At 30.2% G+C, this 18,342-nt stretch carries 17 protein-coding genes; 6 read left to right on the top strand and 11 right to left on the bottom strand.

The features are described 5' to 3' along the window. Positions 1-8: 8 nt before the first annotated feature. Positions 9-1,202, bottom strand: a complete 1,194-nt coding sequence (locus EG240_RS03610) for a C1 family peptidase (RefSeq protein WP_125017520.1) — start codon at positions 1,200-1,202, stop codon at positions 9-11. A gap of 115 nt (positions 1,203-1,317) precedes the next feature. Beyond that, a complete protein-coding gene (locus EG240_RS03605) occupies positions 1,318-3,228 on the bottom strand; it encodes a S9 family peptidase (RefSeq protein ID WP_125017518.1) in 1,911 nt (636 codons plus the stop codon). A 148-nt stretch (positions 3,229-3,376) separates the two neighbouring features. Here EG240_RS03605 and EG240_RS03600 point away from each other — a divergent pair, with 148 nt between their 5' ends. Together EG240_RS03600 and EG240_RS03595 are read left to right on the top strand one after the other, a co-directional pair. After that, positions 3,377-4,657, top strand: coding sequence for a dicarboxylate/amino acid:cation symporter (locus EG240_RS03600; protein WP_125017516.1), 1,281 nt, complete (start codon positions 3,377-3,379; stop codon positions 4,655-4,657). Between the two features lie 14 nt (positions 4,658-4,671). Further along, positions 4,672-5,355 (top strand): DedA family protein, encoded by a 684-nt coding sequence (locus tag EG240_RS03595; protein ID WP_125017514.1) that lies wholly within the window; start codon positions 4,672-4,674, stop codon positions 5,353-5,355. 67 nt (positions 5,356-5,422) lie between these two features. On the opposite strand, the gene EG240_RS03590 is transcribed toward EG240_RS03595, so the two are convergent. Next, complete coding sequence (locus tag EG240_RS03590; RefSeq protein WP_125017512.1) at positions 5,423-6,358, bottom strand: AEC family transporter; 936 nt, start codon at positions 6,356-6,358, stop codon at positions 5,423-5,425. A 158-nt stretch (positions 6,359-6,516) separates the two neighbouring features. On the opposite strand from EG240_RS03590, the gene mtgA reads away from it, so the two are divergent. Continuing rightward, positions 6,517-7,203 carry a monofunctional biosynthetic peptidoglycan transglycosylase gene (mtgA, locus tag EG240_RS03585; protein WP_125017510.1) on the top strand — a complete coding sequence of 229 codons (687 nt, stop codon included), beginning with the start codon at positions 6,517-6,519 and terminating at the stop codon, positions 7,201-7,203. 43 nt (positions 7,204-7,246) lie between these two features. On the opposite strand, the gene dinB is transcribed toward mtgA, so the two are convergent. Both dinB and EG240_RS03575 read right to left on the bottom strand, forming a co-directional pair. Next, positions 7,247-8,317, bottom strand: coding sequence for a DNA polymerase IV (gene dinB, locus EG240_RS03580; RefSeq protein WP_125017642.1), 1,071 nt, complete (start codon positions 8,315-8,317; stop codon positions 7,247-7,249). 43 nt (positions 8,318-8,360) lie between these two features. Next, a complete protein-coding gene (locus EG240_RS03575; protein WP_125017508.1) occupies positions 8,361-10,403 on the bottom strand; it encodes a recombinase in 2,043 nt (680 codons plus the stop codon). Positions 10,404-10,448: 45 nt separating this feature from the next. On the opposite strand from EG240_RS03575, the gene EG240_RS03570 reads away from it, so the two are divergent. Then, positions 10,449-10,916, top strand: coding sequence for a CYTH domain-containing protein (locus EG240_RS03570; protein ID WP_125017506.1), 468 nt, complete (start codon positions 10,449-10,451; stop codon positions 10,914-10,916). A gap of 5 nt (positions 10,917-10,921) precedes the next feature. Here EG240_RS03570 and EG240_RS03565 read toward each other — a convergent pair whose 3' ends face one another. The 3 genes from EG240_RS03565 to EG240_RS03555 all read right to left on the bottom strand — a co-directional run bounded on the left by EG240_RS03565 (position 10,922) and on the right by EG240_RS03555 (position 12,402). Next, positions 10,922-11,302, bottom strand: a complete 381-nt coding sequence (locus EG240_RS03565; protein WP_125017504.1) for a septal ring lytic transglycosylase RlpA family protein — start codon at positions 11,300-11,302, stop codon at positions 10,922-10,924. Beyond that, positions 11,286-11,684: a septal ring lytic transglycosylase RlpA family protein gene (locus EG240_RS03560; RefSeq protein WP_125017640.1), complete on the bottom strand. Its 399-nt coding sequence runs from the start codon at positions 11,682-11,684 to the stop codon at positions 11,286-11,288. Before EG240_RS03560 ends, EG240_RS03565 begins: the two co-directional genes overlap by 17 nt. A gap of 286 nt (positions 11,685-11,970) precedes the next feature. Beyond that, on the bottom strand, positions 11,971-12,402 hold the full coding sequence (locus EG240_RS03555; RefSeq protein WP_125017502.1) for a hypothetical protein: 432 nt from the start codon (positions 12,400-12,402) through the stop codon (positions 11,971-11,973). A gap of 296 nt (positions 12,403-12,698) precedes the next feature. Here EG240_RS03555 and EG240_RS03550 point away from each other — a divergent pair, with 296 nt between their 5' ends. Both EG240_RS03550 and EG240_RS03545 read left to right on the top strand, forming a co-directional pair. Continuing rightward, entirely contained in the window at positions 12,699-13,355 is a 657-nt protein-coding gene (locus tag EG240_RS03550) for a metal-dependent transcriptional regulator (RefSeq protein WP_125017500.1), read from the top strand. A 2-nt stretch (positions 13,356-13,357) separates the two neighbouring features. Continuing rightward, positions 13,358-14,182 carry a ZIP family metal transporter gene (locus EG240_RS03545; RefSeq protein WP_203229280.1) on the top strand — a complete coding sequence of 275 codons (825 nt, stop codon included), beginning with the start codon at positions 13,358-13,360 and terminating at the stop codon, positions 14,180-14,182. Between the two features lie 32 nt (positions 14,183-14,214). Here EG240_RS03545 and EG240_RS03540 read toward each other — a convergent pair whose 3' ends face one another. From EG240_RS03540 to EG240_RS03530, 3 genes are all read right to left on the bottom strand, one after another. Beyond that, entirely contained in the window at positions 14,215-14,841 is a 627-nt protein-coding gene (locus EG240_RS03540) for a hypothetical protein (RefSeq protein ID WP_125017496.1), read from the bottom strand. Between the two features lie 11 nt (positions 14,842-14,852). After that, positions 14,853-15,527, bottom strand: coding sequence for a hypothetical protein (locus EG240_RS03535; RefSeq protein ID WP_125017494.1), 675 nt, complete (start codon positions 15,525-15,527; stop codon positions 14,853-14,855). A gap of 428 nt (positions 15,528-15,955) precedes the next feature. Further along, entirely contained in the window at positions 15,956-18,325 is a 2,370-nt protein-coding gene (locus EG240_RS03530; RefSeq protein WP_125017492.1) for a hypothetical protein, read from the bottom strand. Positions 18,326-18,342 lie beyond the last annotated feature (17 nt).

The following is an 18,342-nucleotide window of genomic DNA, read 5'->3' as shown; positions in this document are numbered from 1 at the left end:
TTTCAATATTACAATGATAATTTTTTAGCAATTGCTTTTGGAACAGCATTCTTGTTCACCATAATTGCAGTTGCTTTATATTTCATAAATTCTTTTGTCATATATAAATAACCTTTGTAGTCGTTAGATAATCCCCAAGAATTCTTTACGATATAATATTCTTTTCCGTTTTGATCTTTAGCAATTCCAACGATGTGCATTCCGTGATCATCTGTTGTTTCGTAGTTATCAAACGCTTTTTGACGATCGTCTTCAGTAACTTTTTTCTCAGCTTTTGGTCCGTTGAACATGTCTGCTTTTTGCTCTGGAGTCATTACACTAAAATCAATTTCCGGAACGTAAGCTACACCATTTTTCCAACTGAAACCTTTTTCAGAAACGTCACCAGCCCAAGCAACTGTGTAACCTTCTTTTAAAGCATTATCAACAACATCAACCAATTCGTTCATTTTTACATTGTAAACCAAATCAAAAGACCAGTTATCTGGAACTAATAAAACGAATTTTGAATAATATGGGTATTCTTTGAACGATGAAATTTCTACATAATCATCTGGATTGATTCCAACCACTTGGTCAGCGAAAGTTTTAGGTGTGTATTTTTTCCCTTCGTACATAAATTCAGCAGGAGCTTGACCTAAGTACGTATCAATAACTGCTGTGTAAGCATCTAACCAATTATCAGATAACTTATCGTTTTTAATGATTGAACCTAAAATAGCTTCGTTCATTTTAGACATTTCAGAAAAGTTGTTTCTTGTTTGTCCTTCACTTAAACCTGTATAAACTTCACGTGGAACTGCTCCGTATTTTTTATAAGTATTCATAACATCATGAAACTGTCCTCCTTCTCCAAGCTCAACATTTCCATGCATTTTTACATACATTTTTCCTTTTTCGATATACGCATTACGCGCTGTATAAATCTGAGCTAACTCAACCGGTTTTTTTCCTTTACGAATCATTTCTGATTCAATAAAAGAATTTCCAGAATATGACCAACACGTTCCAGATGAACCTTGGTCTTTTACTGGAGTATTTTCTAAATTAATAACATCTGTAAAAGTGAATAATTCTTTACTCTGATTACTTTGATTATTTTTCACAGCGTTCACTAAATTATCTTGAGCAAAAGCATTTCCAGAAACACCTAAAGCAATAATTAAAGCTGCAACGATTGGTTTTAATTTCAGTTTAAACATTATAATTTGAATTTTATTTTTATAATAAGGCGCATAAAGATAACAATTGTTACAATATAACTTTCGTTAATTAACAAAAAAGGAATCTACTTTCACAGATTCCTTTTTTATTAAATTATTTTTGTTTTAAAGTTTCGTCTAACCAACGGAAAAATTCACCTTGCCAGATTTGTGCATTTTGAGGTTTTAAAACCCAGTGATTTTCTTCTGGAAGATAAACAAAACGAGATTTGATTCCTTGTAATTGTGCAGCTTGAAAAGCTTCTTGTCCTTGCCCGATTGGTACTCGGAAATCATTTCCTCCATGGAAAACTAAAATTGGTGTATTCCATTTATCAACGTTGTTTTTCGGATTGAAATCTCTATATGTTTTTTGAGCAGCTTCGTTGTTTTTGTCCCAATAAGCTCCACCAGAATCCCAGTTTGTAAAGAACATTTCTTCTGTTGTTCCGTACATCGATTCTAAATTAAAAACTCCACAATGAGAAATAAACGATTTGAAACGGTTATCGTGAATTCCTGCTAAATAATAAACCGAATAACCGCCGTAACTTGCTCCGATTGCACCTAATTTATCGTTATCAACATAAGGTTCTTTTGCTAATTCATCAATTGCAGTTAAGTAATCTTGCATAACTTGTCCGCCCCAATCTTTAGAAATTGCTTCGTTCCATTCAACTCCGTGTCCTGGCATTCCTCGACGATTTGGCATCACAACGATATAACCTTCAGAAGCCATTAATTGAATATTCCAACGGAAAGAGTAAAATTGTGTTAACGCAGATTGTGGTCCACCTTGGCAATATAACAACGTTGGATATTTTTTATTTTGGTCAAAATTTGGAGGTAAAGCTACCCAAACCAACATTTTCTTTCCATCCGTTGTAGTAACATAACGTTTTTCTACTTTAACTTTTGCAATATCTTTATAAGCTGCGTCGTTTACGTGTGTAATTTGATTCCATTTTTTTGATTTTAAATCATACGAATAAACTTCTGTAGCTGTATTGAAATCGGTACGAGTTACGATAACTTTATCACCAGAAAATCCGACAATACTAGTTACATCAAAATTTCCATTTGTAATTTGTTTAACTGTCGGAGCGATTCTTTTTCTTCCTGGAAAATTAACTTCAAAAAGTTGAATCGTTCCATCAACTGCAGCAGTAAAATAAATTTCTTCACCGTTTGCGCTCCAAACAAAACTATCGACAGTTCCGTCCCAGTTTGCAGTTAAATTCATATCAGCTCCCATATAACGAACAATGATGTCGTTTTTATCCGCTTCATATCCGTCACTTTTCATTTGTAACCAAGACAATTCTCCGTTTGGCGAAAACTGTGGATGTGTGTCGTAACCTTTATTATCGGGAGTTAAGTTTGTAGTTTGCTTTGTTTCTAAATTATATTCATACAAATCTGCATTTGTACTTAAAGCGTAAGCCGTTCCTTCTAATTTTTTAGAAACATAAATTACAGACTTTCCATCAGGTGACCAAACATAATCTTGGTCTCCACCAAATGGTTTTTGTGGTGAATTAAAAGCTTCACCTTCTAAAATATCAACTTTTTGATTGTTTTCTAAATTTGTAATGAAAACGTGATTGAAAGTTCCATCATTATAAGTATCCCAATGTCTGTAATCCAATCCATCATTAATATACACATTAGATTCTGTCATTTCAGGATAATAATCTTTACCTAAAACTTTATTAATTTTTACTGCTTCGTCTGAAAGTTTGAATTTTCCGTCAGCAGAAACATTTTTATCAATAACCAATCCTTCTAAAGACTCAAGTTCTTTTCCTTTTTTACCATCAATAGTAACTTGATAAAATTTTGAATTGATTTTATTTTCTGCCATATTTGGAGTTCCAACAGCATAATATAAAAACTTTCCATCAGCAGATAATCCAACCGGATTTACTCTACCTAATTCCCATAAAAGTTCTTTAGTCATTACTTTGTTTTGGGCATTTGCAGATAAACTTGCAATACTTAAAGTTAGAATAAGTAATTTTTTCATTATTAAATTTTTTAAACAGCGATAAAAATAATCAAACTAATTGATTTATTCGATTATAAAACCAACATTCTCGTAAATTGGCAAATGTTCTTAAAAAATTCTTAAAACGAATTTTAATGAATCATTCATAACTTATAAGTAAAAAAAAATGAGTATTTTCACGCCTCAAAAATACTTCAACGTGAAAAGTAATAATAAACTATTTATTGCAATTATAGCTGCATTGGTTGTTGGTGTTGCAATCGGAGGAATTGTACATTACCAATTCCCAGAATACATCGCTGGTTTTTCAAAAAACATTAAACTTTTAGGAACTATTTTCATTCGATTGGTACAAATGATTATTGCTCCATTGGTATTTTCAACTTTGGTTGTTGGAATTGCAAAAATGGGCGATATGAAAATGGTTGGTCGAGTTGGTGGAAAAGCTATGGCTTGGTTTATTTCAGCTTCGTTAATTTCTTTATTAATTGGTTTGTTTTTAGTAAACTTAATGGCTCCAGGAAAAGGAACATCTATTCAGATGGATAATCCAACAGAAGCCGCTTCTGATTTATTAAAGAATTCACAAAGCTTTTCAATTGAACAATTTGTAACACATATTTTCCCTAAAAGTATTTTTGAAGCCTTTGCAACTAATGAAATTTTACAGATTGTAGTTTTCTCAATTTTATTTGGAGTTGCACTTGCAGCAATCGGAAAACAAGGAGAAAGTTTAACTAAAGCCTTAGATACTGTTGCTCATGTAGTATTAAAAATGGTAAACTACATTATGTGGTTTGCACCACTTGGAGTTTTAGGTGCTGTTGCTTCTGCGGTTGCAAGTTATGGTTTTGAAATCTTTGCTTTGTACGCTAATTATTTACTCGCATTTACAATAGGAATATTGGTTTTATGGGTGGTAATGCTAGTAGTTGGTTATTTAATATTAGGAAATCGTTTATGGGATTTATTACGTCACATAAAAACACCACTTTTAGTTGCATTTACAACAACAAGTAGTGAGGCGGTTTTCCCAAAAATGGTTGAAGAATTAGAAAAATTTGGATGTCAACCAAAAATCGTTTCGTTCACACTTCCTTTAGGATATTCGTTTAACTTAGATGGAAGTATGATGTATATGACTTTTGCGAGTGTTTTCATTGCTCAAGTTTACGGAATTGATATGCCATTAGAAAAGCAGTTATTGATGTTAATGGTTTTAATGCTTACAAGTAAAGGAGTTGCTGGTGTTCCAAGAGCTTCATTAATTGTAGTAGTTGCAACTTGTGCAATGTTCGGAATTCCTCCAGAAGGAATTGCTTTAATCTTACCAATCGACCACTTCTGTGATATGGCTCGTAGTATGACGAATGTTTTAGGAAATGCATTATCAACCGCAGCAGTTGATAAATGGGAAGGAAAATCATTACAAACAGAACAAGAATAAACATATAAAAACAAATGGAGAATTTTAATTGGGCAGATTTAATTAATCCCGAATTTTACATCAACTTAGAAATTGCAGGTCACAAAATCGGAATCTATGTAATCCTTTTCATCATTTTTGCAGAAACAGGTTTATTAGTTGGATTCTTTTTACCAGGAGATAGTTTACTTTTCTTATCTGGAATTTACAGTAAAGCGTTAATGGCAGAAGTTGTTTATATCGAAAATGACTTTATGAACGTTTGGGCTTTGGCATCTTTGGTTGCATTAGCCGGAATTATAGGAAACACTTTTGGATATTGGTTCGGTGCGAAAAGCGGAAACTATTTATATCAAAAAGAAGACTCTTGGATTTTTAAGAAAAAATACCTTTTTGAATCAAAAGCATTCTTTGAAAAACACGGTGGTAGAGCAATTATCTTTGCACGTTTCTTACCAATCATCAGAACATTTGCTCCAATTATTGCTGGAATTGCAAATATGGAAATCAAGAAATTTATGTTATACAACATATTAAGTTCTTTTATTTGGGCTTATTCTTTAATTTTCGCTGGACATTATCTTTACCGTTATTTATTAGACAATCACCAAGTGGATTTAACGCATTATATCGAATACATTATTATTATAATTGTTTTAATCACAACAGTTCCATTAGTAATGAAAGCTATTAAATCAAAAGGAAATAAAGCTGAATAGAATTAAACTATTTTAAATATTTAAAAGACTGAATTCAATATGAGTTCAGTCTTTTTGTTTAATAAAATTATGACAATAAAAAAATAAAAAAGCCCATCGTCAAAATTGACAAAACGCTACTCAAAAACAAAGCTGAAGAAATGGTTTGTTGCCCTTCTTCATATTGAATCGCAAGCATTATAACAACCGACGCTGTTGGGATAGACATTGTAATTACGGTTTCTTTTAAAACACTTGATGGAAAATTCAACAAAACGGAAACTCCCCAAATTGCTAACGGAATTAATATGTTTTTTGAAAGCACAATTGCTAAAACAGATTTATTAAAAACTACTTTATATGAAAACAAAATAATTCCAGAAGCAAAAAGCGCAACTCCGCCTGTAGATTTACCAAGTAATGTAAAAGAATCTATTAGTGCTGTTGGGAACTTTAAATCAATCAAAACGAATAGTAATCCTAAAACTGGTGCCCAAACCACAGGTTGTTTAACAGCATTTATAATATTTGAAGCAAAGCTATTAGATTGTGTTCCATCGGTATTTTTTACGCCTAAATTCAGTAAAATAATAGTTAATGGCACTTGGAATAAATTCATATAAATACTTCCAACGGCGATAGGAATTGAACTTACTGAACCGTATAACTCACCCAAAACAGGAACTCCTACAAACGGAATTGCGGGTCCAGCAATAGTTAAAGAAATCAATGCGGAAAGACGACTATTTTGCTTAAATAGGAATCTAGTAATAAGGTAAACTACTAAATAAAAAACAATCATTCCGATAAAAAGACCCAATAGAATTTCTTTTTCCTTCAGGATTTCCGACATCGAACTTGTTGCAATACTACTAAATAAGCTTAATGGTAGCGCATATAACATGACCATTTTATTTAAAACTCCAGCTTGATCTTTTGAAAAATCTTGATGATATCCAGCCAAATAACCTAGTATCAAAACTACGGTTATTGGTAATAGTGCTGTTAGAATCGTATCGAACATAAAACTTATTTTTTCAATAAAATTACAAAATATAAAAACAACTCATAAAGATTTGGTTTGTAATAGATCAAAACGTCAGCTTGCTGGTATGAAACACAAAAAGTAAAAATTGATAAACGAAAAGAATAAAGAGATATATTTGCTAAAAAATTTAATAGATGATTCGCAAAATTTTCAAATTCATATTTAAATTAATTTTATGGTTTTTTGGACTTTCGATAGGTTCTACAATACTTTTTAAATTTGTACCCGTTCCTTTTACACCATTGATGTTTATTAGAACTTTCGAACAAATTTCAGCTGGTGAAAAAGTTGTTTGGAAACACGATTGGATTAGTATTGACGAAATGCCAATTAACATACAAAAAGCTGTAATCGCAAGTGAAGACGGAAAGTTTACATCACACAGTGGATTTGATTTCGATGCGATTGAAAAAGCTTACAAAAACAATCAGAAAGGTAAACGAGTAAAAGGAGGAAGTACGATAAGCCAACAAACTGCAAAAAATGTATTTCTTTGGCCAGGTCGTAGTTTTATCAGAAAAGGTTTTGAAGCTTATTTTACTGTTTTAATTGAATTCATCTGGGGAAAAGAACGCATTATGGAAGTTTACCTAAACTCAATTGAAATGGGAAATGGGATTTATGGAATTGAAGCCGCTTCTGAACATTGGTTCGGTAAAAAGGCAGAAAATTTATCTAAGAAAGAAGCTGCCGCAATCGCTGCAATTCTTCCGAATCCCAGAAAGTTTAAAGCAAAAAACTCTTCAGGTTACATCAATAGAAGAAAAAATGCGATTTCTAGACAAATGAATTTATATCCAAAACCAAATTATAATAAATAAAATAATTAGCTATTTCAAAACACCATTTGAAGTAGCTTTTTTATTAGAAATTAAATCGCAATTGTATGAGTTTCGGCTTGGTTTCTTTATTATTCAAGTTGGTCATTGAAACACCGATTAAACGAACCGAATTACGCAACTTATCTTGATATAATAATTTCAAGGAAGCATCCAAAATCAACTCTTTATTTGAAATAAAATATGGTAATGTTTCACTTCTTGTTTGAACCGTAAAATCGCTATATTTGATTTTTAAAGTAACCGTTTTACCTGAAACACCACGTTTCTTCAAACGGAAATCAAGTTCTTCAGCAATAAAGTTTAGTTTATCTTTTAAGAAAATCTCGGAAGTTAAGTTCGTTTCAAAAGTTCGTTCTGCAGCAATCGATTTTGGAATCCGATTGGGTTGAACTGGCGAATTGTGAATTCCACGAGAAATATTATAATAATGTTGAGCCGAATTTCCAAAATGTTCTTCTAAGAATTCAATGTTTTTTTGTTTTAAATCCAAGCCAGTAAAAATGCCTAAATGATACATTTTATCTGCTGTTTTTTGTCCGATTCCAAAGAACTTTTTTATTTCTAAACTTTCAATAAAAGATTCAATTTCTTCTGGATTTATCGTTTTTTGTCCATTTGGTTTATTATAATCCGACGCAATCTTGGCAATAAATTTATTGGTAGAAATTCCTGCGGAAGCTGTTAATCCAGTCTTTTCAAATATTTTTAAACGAATTTCTTCCGCAATCAAGCTTGCACTTTTCATACTTTTTTTATTTTCTGTAACATCCAAAAAGGCTTCGTCCAACGAAAGTGGTTCAACTAAATTTGTGTATTCATAAAAAATGGAATGAACCATTTTTGAAATTTCTTTATAACGTTCAAATCTTGGTTTTACGAAAATTAAATTCGGACAACGTTTAATTGCTATTGAACCTGTAAGCGCACTTCGAACTCCAAATTTACGAGCTTCATAACTCGCTGCCGAAATCACACCACGAACTTCATTTCCGCCCACAGCTATTGGTAATCCTCTTAATTCAGGATTATCAAGCTGTTCTACAGAAGCATAAAACGCATCCATGTCAACGTGTATGATTTTTCGATAGTTCATCATAAAACAAAAAAAGAATCTCCAAAAAAAGAGATTCTCAAAGTTATAAAGTATTTTTTGATTTTCTTGGTGGAAAGAAAAAACGCATTGGATATTGTTTAAAATGGCTCCAAACCGATTTCTGAAGTGAGAAAACCTCAAATATCGGAATATCACGAGAACGTAAAGCTAATCCTAATGAAAGGGCAAAACTGACAATAAAGTTGAAAAAACCGATTAAAATCAAACCAACAATACACCAAATCCAGGTTGATAAAGTCAATGCGAAATCAGCACCATAAGCTCCGAGTGCAATGTTTCCACTAGCAAAAGTAATGTGACGAATATCCAGATTTAATCCTAAAAACATACCAATAGAATGCGTACTTCCCATAAAAATACCGAACCAAAAATTCGAAATAATTCCAGGCCATTTTTGTTCTAACCAAGAAGCTATTTTAGCTGTTTTAGCCACTCCTAAACTACGTTTCAGAAATGGATTCTCTTGTATTCTATAATATACCTGATTGTGTTTGTTTTTATTAGAAACGTTTCCTGAAATAATTCCAGAAAGAAACAAAAATACTCCAGCAATCGATGCGTGAAAAATTGCAGCAGATTTAATCGGACTTACATCATCCAATAAAGTATGCCATTTGGTATCCGTAATATTAATTCCAGTTGATAAATCAATCAACCAAATCAACAATAAAGCAACAGGAAAAGCTAAAATAACGTTACCAACAAAAGCGATAAATTGAGAACGGAACAATCGAGCAAATAAATGTGCGAATGCCTTATGTTTTTCAGATGGTTTTTCATTCGTTTTCAGGCCTTCTTCAATTACTTTAATCAAAGTAGAAGCAGTCATTGCCGGCTGTTTGGTAGCTAAAGTAAAACCAAAAAGATAGATTAAAATAAAACCAAATGAATAGTTCATACTGTACAAAAAAGCAAAACCAAAATCGCTGGTCTCTGTTTTTGACATCAAAACCTTAATCACACACAAAAAACCAACAATTAAACCACCACCTAAAGCACCTTTGAACATTTTAAAATATTCATTTGTTGATTCAGTGATATAATGTTCACCCGTTTTCGCAGTATGCTGTGTGATTTCGTATGAAATTAATTGCGTACTTTCTCCGATTAATTTTTTTACGTTGTTTTTATAACAGTTATATTCAATAAGTTTTAAAGAAAGATTTATCGATTGTTTAATCTTATCCGATTCGTCACGAACTATAAACAAGGACAATAAAATTTCTACACGAATCAATTGCTGTCTTATTCGAAGCAAACTTTGGTTAACTTTCATCGTAATTCCAAAACGAGAACTATTTTTGAAAGCTTGTCTAACGAAATCAACGCACTGTTTATGTAGAATAACTAATTGTTTGTAATTTAAATCATTGGAATCTACATAAACCATCTCGCGATTTCGCAATTGTTTTTCAATTTCAAGGAATTCTTTTTCTAATCCCAAGAAAGGACTTTCGAGATGATTGTATTCTGGAACCATTTTGATGATATTCGATTCCATCGAACGACCACTCATTCGTTGTGTGATGATTCCAATTGCATACATCACTTCAGAAAGCGCGCCTTTTTCAACATTATGAGCTGTAAAAACATCTGAGAATTGTAGTATTTCAAAAAGTTCTACAAGTTCGTTATAAGGAATTTTATTAATCCAAATAAAATCAGTTTCCTTATAAAAAACTTGGTTTAAAACATATTCTAAAGTTTCTTTTTCTGGTTGATAGGGTAATATTTTTAATGAAATTCGCTTTCTAATTTCATATAAAAAATCAGAATCTTGGATGATACCAGCATCTGAAATCATACGACTGAAACTTCTTCCGCTTAATAGATTTATTATGTATTCTGCAAATAAATAACGATGCTTTTCATTTTCAATTAAATGTGCGATCAAATCAACGAGAGTTATACTTTTCGTTTTCTTTGAATTTACGGGTCTGAAAAAAGCTACTAATTCATATAAAAATATAAAATCATTCGAAAAAAGCACCTGATCATTTACAACGTATTTGTTGAAAATATCGGAAATCGACGAAGGTTTATTTTGCTTTCTAAATAATTTCATATTTGAATTTTTAAAACGATATTTGAATTTCTAAAACAAACCAACATGCTTGAAATAGAAAGAAAATACAAGGCTAAAAATACTACTTTTTTAAATGAAACTAAAATTTCATTTAAAATAAATCAAGGATATTTAAACTCGTCTCCTGAGAGAACCGTTCGTGTTAGAACTAAGGATAATAAAGGCTTTTTGACGATAAAAGGAAAAAGTAATTTATCAGGAACGACTCGTTTTGAATGGGAAAAAGAAATTCCGTTTGATGAAGCCATCGAACTTCTAAAACTATGCGAAGATTTCATCATTGAAAAAACGAGACATATCGTAATTTATGGTAATAAAACTTTTGAAATTGATGTGTTTGAAGGCAAAAACAAAGGTCTAATTATTGTAGAAGTTGAACTTGAAAATGAAAATGAAACAATTGAACTTCCGGATTGGATTGAAGAAGAAGTTACGGGTGATATAAAATATTATAATTCTTACATCAGTACAAATCCCTTTTGTAATTGGTAGTTGAATCAGAGAATTTTAATCGAAACTTTAAGTTTACCTTTTTTAGAATCGTCTGTAATTTTCATAAAAGCTTTTCGAGATAAATCAATTTCCAATCCTTTTGTGAATGGTCCTCGGTCGTTTACTATTACAATAACACTTTTGTTGTTTTCTAGATTTGTAACTTCAACTTTGGTTCCAAAAGGCAAAGTTTTATGAGCTGCAGTAAGTTTGTTGTTTGAAAAAACACTTCCGTCAGCAGTTTTACGTCCGTTGAATTTATCGTGATAGTAACAAGCAAAAGCCTCATTTTTATAGAATGAGGCTTTTGTTTTTGTTGATTTACAAGCTACTAAAAGTAGTAAAATTGTAATCAAATAAAATATTTTTTTATAACATGAATTCATCTAAGCTTTCTTGTAAATCAAGTTTTGAATCTTCATAGTCTTCAGGTAAAACTTCAATTTTTACATTCAAAACCCCAGCACCTTTATTGTGTGTAATGTCTAAAAAAGCTTGTTTTGAAAGATCTAGATGACGTCCTTTTGTAAAAGGTCCACGGTCATTAACAGTAACAATTACAGATTCGTCATTTTCGTTGTTAGTAACTCTCAATTTAGAACCGAAAGGCAAAGTTTTGTGAGCGGCAGTATATTTTCCATTATTAAAAACTTGACCACTTGCTGTTTTTTTTCCATTGAACTTATCGTGATAATAAGAAGTTTTAGCACTCTCATTTATAACCTCAACTTCATTTTCTAATGATAATAGTTCTGAATTTATTAACATTATATCTGTTATTTCAGATGTTGATTCCAATAGTACATCTGACGTGTCGTTTACTGCTAATGATGCTAATTCTCTTGAATTAACTCTAGTTTCATTATTTTCTTCTTGTTCAACTGTTGAAAATTGCGTATTGTAAATACTAAATCCAATTGCAGCAAGCAAAAAGATTGTCAAACTTAAAATGTGCGTTACTTTTTTATTCATAATCGTTTCTTTTAAATTTGGCAAACTAAATTAATAATTTTACCAAAGTCTTCGTTCTATAATCAGAACGCTTTAATTTAAATTATGCAAACCATACTGCCCAAGGAATTCTAGATAAAATTAATATCAATCCTAAAGTGTAGAAAATTGCAAAAGGTTTAAATTTCGCATTTCCGTCTGCTATCTTTTTATGTTTAGACCATCCAATTGTGATTAAAACAATTGCAATGATATTTACTAACGGGTGTTCTAAAGCATACAATCTTAAAGTTGAATCTTTCATTGCACTTCCAAGGCTAACTACTAGCGGAGAAACGAAGTATAAGATTAAACCTAATAAAAGTTGAATATGAGAAAAAATCAAAGCAAATAATCCAATTTTGCGATCTCTCTCAACAAATTCTCTTTTAGTTGCTAATGCTATGATTGCGTTTAATGATGCAATCAACAAAAGTATGATAACTAAATAAGCTACTCCAGAATGAGCTTCTTTTACAATTACATTAATGTCCATATTTTTATTGTTTGTTAGGTGGCAAAGATAATAATAATTACCAACTAACCTACACTTGTATTTTTTAAACAAGGGCAAATGTATTAATAATCAATTAGATAACAAAATTTTAACTAAAATTTATAACATTTTTTTAAGATTTAACTCGCTAAAAAACATCAATTTAGCTTTCAAAGCGTCCGTTTTTCAAGGCTTAAGCGATTTTAAAAAATTATAAAATATTTTTATTTTTAGATTCATCTAAAATTTAATTTTACAAATACTAAAAAACATTAAATTTGTAATAAAAAAAGAATATGCTTACTCATTCTGAAGAAAATTATTTAAAAGCAATTTACCATCTTTCTCTAATTGAAGACAATGGAGTCAGCACAAATGCGATTGCTCAAAAAATGAATACCAAAGCTTCTTCTGTTACGGATATGATAAAAAAACTAAGTGAAAAAGGTTTTATGAATTATCAGAAATACCAAGGAGTTTCGCTTACTAAAGAAGGTAAAATGACTGCAAAAATGGTCATTAGAAAACATCGTCTTTGGGAGGTTTTTTTAGTTGAGAAACTGGACTTTTCTTGGGATGAAGTTCATATTGTTGCAGAAGAATTAGAACATATAAAATCAGAAAAACTAATCAATAAGTTAGATGCTTTTTTGGGTTTTCCAAAAGAAGACCCACACGGCGACCCAATTCCGAATGCGAAAGGAGAAGTTTTTATTTCAGAAAAATTCCTGTTAAACGAAATGGATGCAAATCAAATTTGTATTTGCGTTGGAGTTAAAGACACATCTTCTGAGTTCCTTCAATATTTAGACCGTCAGAATATTGCTTTAGGAAAAACGATTATTATTAAATCAAAAGAAAGCTTTGACAATTCTATGGTAATTGAAGTTAACAACGTTGAACTTATGATTTCAAATAAAATTGCCAATAACATCTTAGTCAAAAAACAATAATTATGGAGGAAATAATTAATTATTTTGAGAATATAAATCCTGTTTTAGCTGCTTTTCACGCAACCGTTTTCACTTGGGCGATGACAGCTTTAGGCGCAGCAACCGTTTTTTTAGTTAGAAATCCTTCTAAAAAATTATTAGATGGAATGCTTGGATTTACTGGCGGTGTGATGATTGCAGCAAGTTTTTGGAGTTTATTAGCACCTGCGATTTCTATGAGTCCGGGTGAAGGTTTTACCAAAGTAATGCCTGCCGCAATTGGTTTTGGGTTGGGAGCACTTTTTCTTTTTGGTTTAGATAAAGTTCTTCCTCATTTACATCTTAATCACGATGAAAATCAAAAAGAAGGAATAAAAACACCTTGGCAAAAAACTACTTTATTGACCTTAGCAATTACGCTTCATAACATTCCTGAAGGTTTGGCTGTCGGAGTTTTGTTTGGCGGAGTTGCAGCAGGAATTCCAGAAGCAACTATTGCAGGTTCGTTAACCTTAGCAATCGGAATTGGCTTGCAAAATTTACCTGAAGGATTGGCAGTTGCTTTTCCATTACGAAGAGCCGGAATGAGCAAACGCAAAAGTTTTATGTACGGACAAAGTTCAGCTTTAGTTGAGCCAATTGCTGCTGTTGTTGGCGCTTTGGCTGTTGGATTTTTCACTCCAATTTTACCTTATGCCTTAGCTTTTGCTGCGGGTGCGATGGTTTTTGTGGTTATCGAAGAAGTGGTTCCAGAAACACAACAAGGAAATAATTCCGATCTTGCAACTTTAGGTTTTATAGGCGGATTTATCTGTATGATGATATTAGATGTTTCTTTAGGAACATAAAAAAAGAAAGCTGAAAAGCTTTCTTTTTTGGGTTAATATTTTTTTGAACGAACTTCTAAATCGTATTTTAAACCTTTTCCTTTAATAAATTTATTCTTATTTTTTAAAAACACTGATTCATTTTCATCAACAAAAAGTGTTATTCCATAAGTTGCACAACTCTGGCAATTTTGCAGCTTTTTTGAAGGCGTGATTGATAAAACAAATTGGGTTCCTACTAAATTATAATTTGAAAAATCAAACGTTTTTTTCACTAACACTTTCTTAGTTTTTTCAAGTGATATAACAATTGATTCATCTGTCAATTTAGTCAATTCACCATTTTCATAATCATAAATATTTACATCAAAGAAACAGCTTGAACACCAATTTTCATAAATCACATTAGCTTTTTCAGCGTCATTAAAATCTAAAACAGGGAAATTAGTTGAATACCAAAATGTCAACTTATCTAAATAACCATATGGCAAACTATCTAATACATAATAATAATTATCAAAATCTGCATTAAATAAAGTATTCCTTGTCATTTTCCCTTTGGAAACTTTAAAGTTTTTCATTTTTTTATCAATGACAACCAATTCATCTAATTGTTCAATAGGTTGAGCATTCAAATTTTGAAAAAGAGAAACAAAAAGTAATATTAAAAGTTTATTCATATAAATATTTTTTAACAATCGTTACTTCCAGTTGGGTATTGACCAGCATGGTGTTCTGGACCTGCAATAAAAAATCTATAACTTCTAAAACTACAGTCTTGAACACATTTTCCAAAATAAATTGAGTCTTCATCACCAACTCTATAAGACGAACTACAATCTTTTTCGTTATTTTTCCAAAATCTATCGATATTAAATCTCTTTATCCACCCTAAGGATTGATAGTTATCTTCTTTAATTAAGTTAACAACATAAATGAAATCATATTTTTTTGACTCGTCAAAAACTGAATCTGTACTAATTTTAGTTAATTTATCTTTTTCTCCAGTTATAATATTTTCAAAATTTAATTCGTCAGTATTTAAATTTTTATCTGCAAAATATAACAATTCATTAGTATTTAAATCCTCTATTAAATAACCAACTTGTTTTGCATCATCTAACAAAACTTCAGATAACTTGAAGTTACCTTCTATGTTAGAAAAAACAACATTTCGTCCTAAATTATAAACTTTACCTTGGTAATAATTTTTTAAAAAAGTATCTTTTGATACACCTCTAGCTTGTGCATTTTTTTCATTCTGTTGCACATCTGTTGCCTCATTGTCATTACTACAAGAATATAAACCTGTAGCTAATAAAGCTGCTCCTAAAACCCCTAACGTAATTTTCTTGAATTTATTCATATTTTCAAAATTTTAAGGTTTATAAAACCTTGTTATTATTAATTGAAAAGCATTTAAAATTTTGTGTCTAGAATTAAAACTTTAAACACTACATAAGTTTAATTTTATGTTAAACTTCAAGAGCAATAATAATAATAATAATAACATTTCCAAATAAAAATTGCAAAAATCAATTAAAAAGAGAATAATAAATAAAAAAAACTATTTTGTTTTTAAAATATAGATAAAATATTAACATTTAAAAAATACCAACTAAAAATATCAATCAGTATATAATGAAAGAAACATCAAAAAAAGTTGATAAACAACGCAAAAACGTCAGATTTGAATTTTTTAGAAGAGAAAATGAACATTAAAAACAAAATTTCTATTTTAGGATTTATAATGATTTTAGATGTTGCTTTGGGAACTTAACAGAATAAAAAAAATTATTGAGAAAAAGATACCTCAAAATACGCTCTAATTTGGCTCATATCATTAATAACTTTAGTTTCAGTCAGTTTTCCATTTCGATAAACTTTAACCTCAAATTGATCATTCGATTCTTTAATTATAACTCCTTCACTAGGATTCCCTTTTTCATCATAATAAAGACCTCCGATTCTATTACTAGTGGTTGTCAATGATTCTTCTGAAGAGAAAAAATCACTATATTTTTGAAATTCATTTTTTCTAAATTCATTCAAAATAGCAAAAAAAATGGTTTCCAAACTTTGCTTTGAATTGGACAAAAAATATGAATATATCATCATTGTAAGATTATCCAGCTTCAAATCCGATTTTTGAGTTAAATCATATAAATAATTTCCATCAATAAATTCAAAAACTAATTTCCCGTTTTCAATAGCATAAGATGTAATAGAATTTGGCTCACCTTCTTTTACAAAAAAACTTGTACTGTTTTGTAAAACATTGCCATTTTTATCAATAACTTCAGTAAAATTAACATCATCCGAACGTATTACTTTTATAGTTGCACCACTTTGTAGTTCCTTAAAAGTCAATTGGTTTTTATCTATTTCAAAAATAAATCTATTGAAATAATGAATCCCAAAAAGATTCAATTCCATATAATTTGGCGCACTATTTATATAATTTATACCAACTAATATATTCCTGTTTGAATTGTTATATTCAAAGCCTTCATAAATTTTATCATTAATAAATGTTGCTTTTTTGTCGAGATTTATTTTAATATAATTATCAATCGTATTTAGATAATCGGTAGTGTATTTATATTTTAATATCCCTTTATCATAAAAACTAACTACTGGAATATCCTCTAAATCTTCAATAACATTCTCGTCAAGAAAATACCCGTCAAAAGGTTTTTCATCTTTATATTTCCCTTCGTAAATTCCTTTTGGGTTATCAGGGATTTCAAAAAAGAAGCACATCTTTTTTACAAGCTTATTGTTTTCATAAAGCTCAGTTGTTTTAAGCGAGCTCAAATTTAAATCTAAACTATCTTTCCGAATTAAATTTCCAGCTTCATAATACGAAACAATATTGAAATCATGAACTTTCCCAGCGTAAGGTAAACCATTACGATATTCAATTTTTACGAATTCGTCATTATTATTTTTTTTCTGATTATTACCTTCCATTTTACCATTTTTCATTTGATATTCTTCAAGTAATTCGGGTTGACCATAATATTTGAATTTTTGTTGAAGACCATCTTGAATTTTGTTTTTATAGGAAAAAATAGTGAATTCATTTTCAAATTCATTAAAAAAAGTTCCGTTGTTAGGCAATCCATTTATATAATCACCTTTAGCAACTATTTCTTTGGTTTCGGTAACGTAAGTTATTGATTCTCCAATCATCAATCCATCTACCATTTTATAAATACGATGAAAGTTTCCGATTTTATAATCAAAATCTCCACTAAAGGGTTTATTGTCTTTGAATTTTAAAACAATTTCTTTTCCGTTATTATAAATGATTTCTTCAATTTTATCGTGTTCCAAACGCTTAGTTATCTTTGATATTTTACCGTCTAATTCAAAGAGTGTTTCTGTTGTCAAAAAACCTTCTGATGTATTCTTAGAAGAATTTTTTGATTTCATACCAACTGCAAATCCATTTTTAGTATAATAATTAATAAATAATGAAAAATTTGATTTTGATTCACTTTCATAAATTAGATTCTTTTTTTCATCCCAATATTTTGTATTTGAGTTAGGAAAATTTACAAACTTTTCTTTAGCTTTATTGCCATTCAACCAAAAAATAATTTCGTAATGAAAGTCCTTATTACTTGATTTTACAGATTTCGCATAAATTAAATCATCCTTGTTTAATGGATTTTGATACCAAATTTCAGGTGATGAGGGCGTGAATAATCCTGATAGATGATCTCCATTAAGTTCACCAACTGTTAATTCTTTCCCATTTTGAAAAACAATGATTTTAGATTTTGTCCCTAAATTATTATAAAAGATTTTTTTCCAAACCGTACCATCATTATAATAATATGTCAAAACTTTTTGATTACTTAAATTGATGTTTTGTGATTGTGATGAATCCAAACCATTTTCATTAAACCAAAAAGCATCGCCAACATATTTATTTTCATCATTAGGATAAATATAAGCCTGAAATTGTAGCTGTCCGTTGTTGTAATAATCTTTTAACAATAAAAGCTCACCAACTTTTTGAAGTGGCATTGGTCTATAATAAAGAGATTTTTCTTTAGTGGTTTCTTTCCAATCTGCATCAAAATATAAAGTCTGTTGTCCTTGAATTTTAATTGAAAATAAAAAAATAAGTATCAGTAAAATAATATGTTTCATAATAAGTTAATTGGTTG

This window comes from Paenimyroides tangerinum (genome assembly GCF_003865405.1).
GTDB classification, from domain to species: Bacteria; Bacteroidota; Bacteroidia; order Flavobacteriales; family Flavobacteriaceae; genus Flavobacterium; species Flavobacterium tangerinum.
The sequence above is the reverse complement of the archived record's forward strand: the minus strand, read 5'-3'. Positions and strand labels throughout refer to the sequence as shown.

Coding starts and splice junctions, on each gene's coding strand:
- EG240_RS03610 (WP_125017520.1), bottom strand. CDS start 1,202: ATGTTTAAACTGAAATTAAAACCAATCGTTGCAGCTTTAATTATTGCT.
- EG240_RS03605 (WP_125017518.1), bottom strand. CDS start 3,228: ATGAAAAAATTACTTATTCTAACTTTAAGTATTGCAAGTTTATCTGCA.
- EG240_RS03600 (WP_125017516.1), top strand. CDS start 3,377: ATGAGTATTTTCACGCCTCAAAAATACTTCAACGTGAAAAGTAATAAT.
- EG240_RS03595 (WP_125017514.1), top strand. CDS start 4,672: ATGGAGAATTTTAATTGGGCAGATTTAATTAATCCCGAATTTTACATC.
- EG240_RS03590 (WP_125017512.1), bottom strand. CDS start 6,358: ATGTTCGATACGATTCTAACAGCACTATTACCAATAACCGTAGTTTTG.
- mtgA (WP_125017510.1), top strand. CDS start 6,517: ATGATTCGCAAAATTTTCAAATTCATATTTAAATTAATTTTATGGTTT.
- dinB (WP_125017642.1), bottom strand. CDS start 8,317: ATGAACTATCGAAAAATCATACACGTTGACATGGATGCGTTTTATGCT.
- EG240_RS03575 (WP_125017508.1), bottom strand. CDS start 10,403: ATGAAATTATTTAGAAAGCAAAATAAACCTTCGTCGATTTCCGATATT.
- EG240_RS03570 (WP_125017506.1), top strand. CDS start 10,449: ATGCTTGAAATAGAAAGAAAATACAAGGCTAAAAATACTACTTTTTTA.
- EG240_RS03565 (WP_125017504.1), bottom strand. CDS start 11,302: ATGAATTCATGTTATAAAAAAATATTTTATTTGATTACAATTTTACTA.
- EG240_RS03560 (WP_125017640.1), bottom strand. CDS start 11,684: ATGTTAATAAATTCAGAACTATTATCATTAGAAAATGAAGTTGAGGTT.
- EG240_RS03555 (WP_125017502.1), bottom strand. CDS start 12,402: ATGGACATTAATGTAATTGTAAAAGAAGCTCATTCTGGAGTAGCTTAT.
- EG240_RS03550 (WP_125017500.1), top strand. CDS start 12,699: ATGCTTACTCATTCTGAAGAAAATTATTTAAAAGCAATTTACCATCTT.
- EG240_RS03545 (WP_203229280.1), top strand. CDS start 13,358: ATGGAGGAAATAATTAATTATTTTGAGAATATAAATCCTGTTTTAGCT.
- EG240_RS03540 (WP_125017496.1), bottom strand. CDS start 14,841: ATGAATAAACTTTTAATATTACTTTTTGTTTCTCTTTTTCAAAATTTG.
- EG240_RS03535 (WP_125017494.1), bottom strand. CDS start 15,527: ATGAATAAATTCAAGAAAATTACGTTAGGGGTTTTAGGAGCAGCTTTA.
- EG240_RS03530 (WP_125017492.1), bottom strand. CDS start 18,325: ATGAAACATATTATTTTACTGATACTTATTTTTTTATTTTCAATTAAA.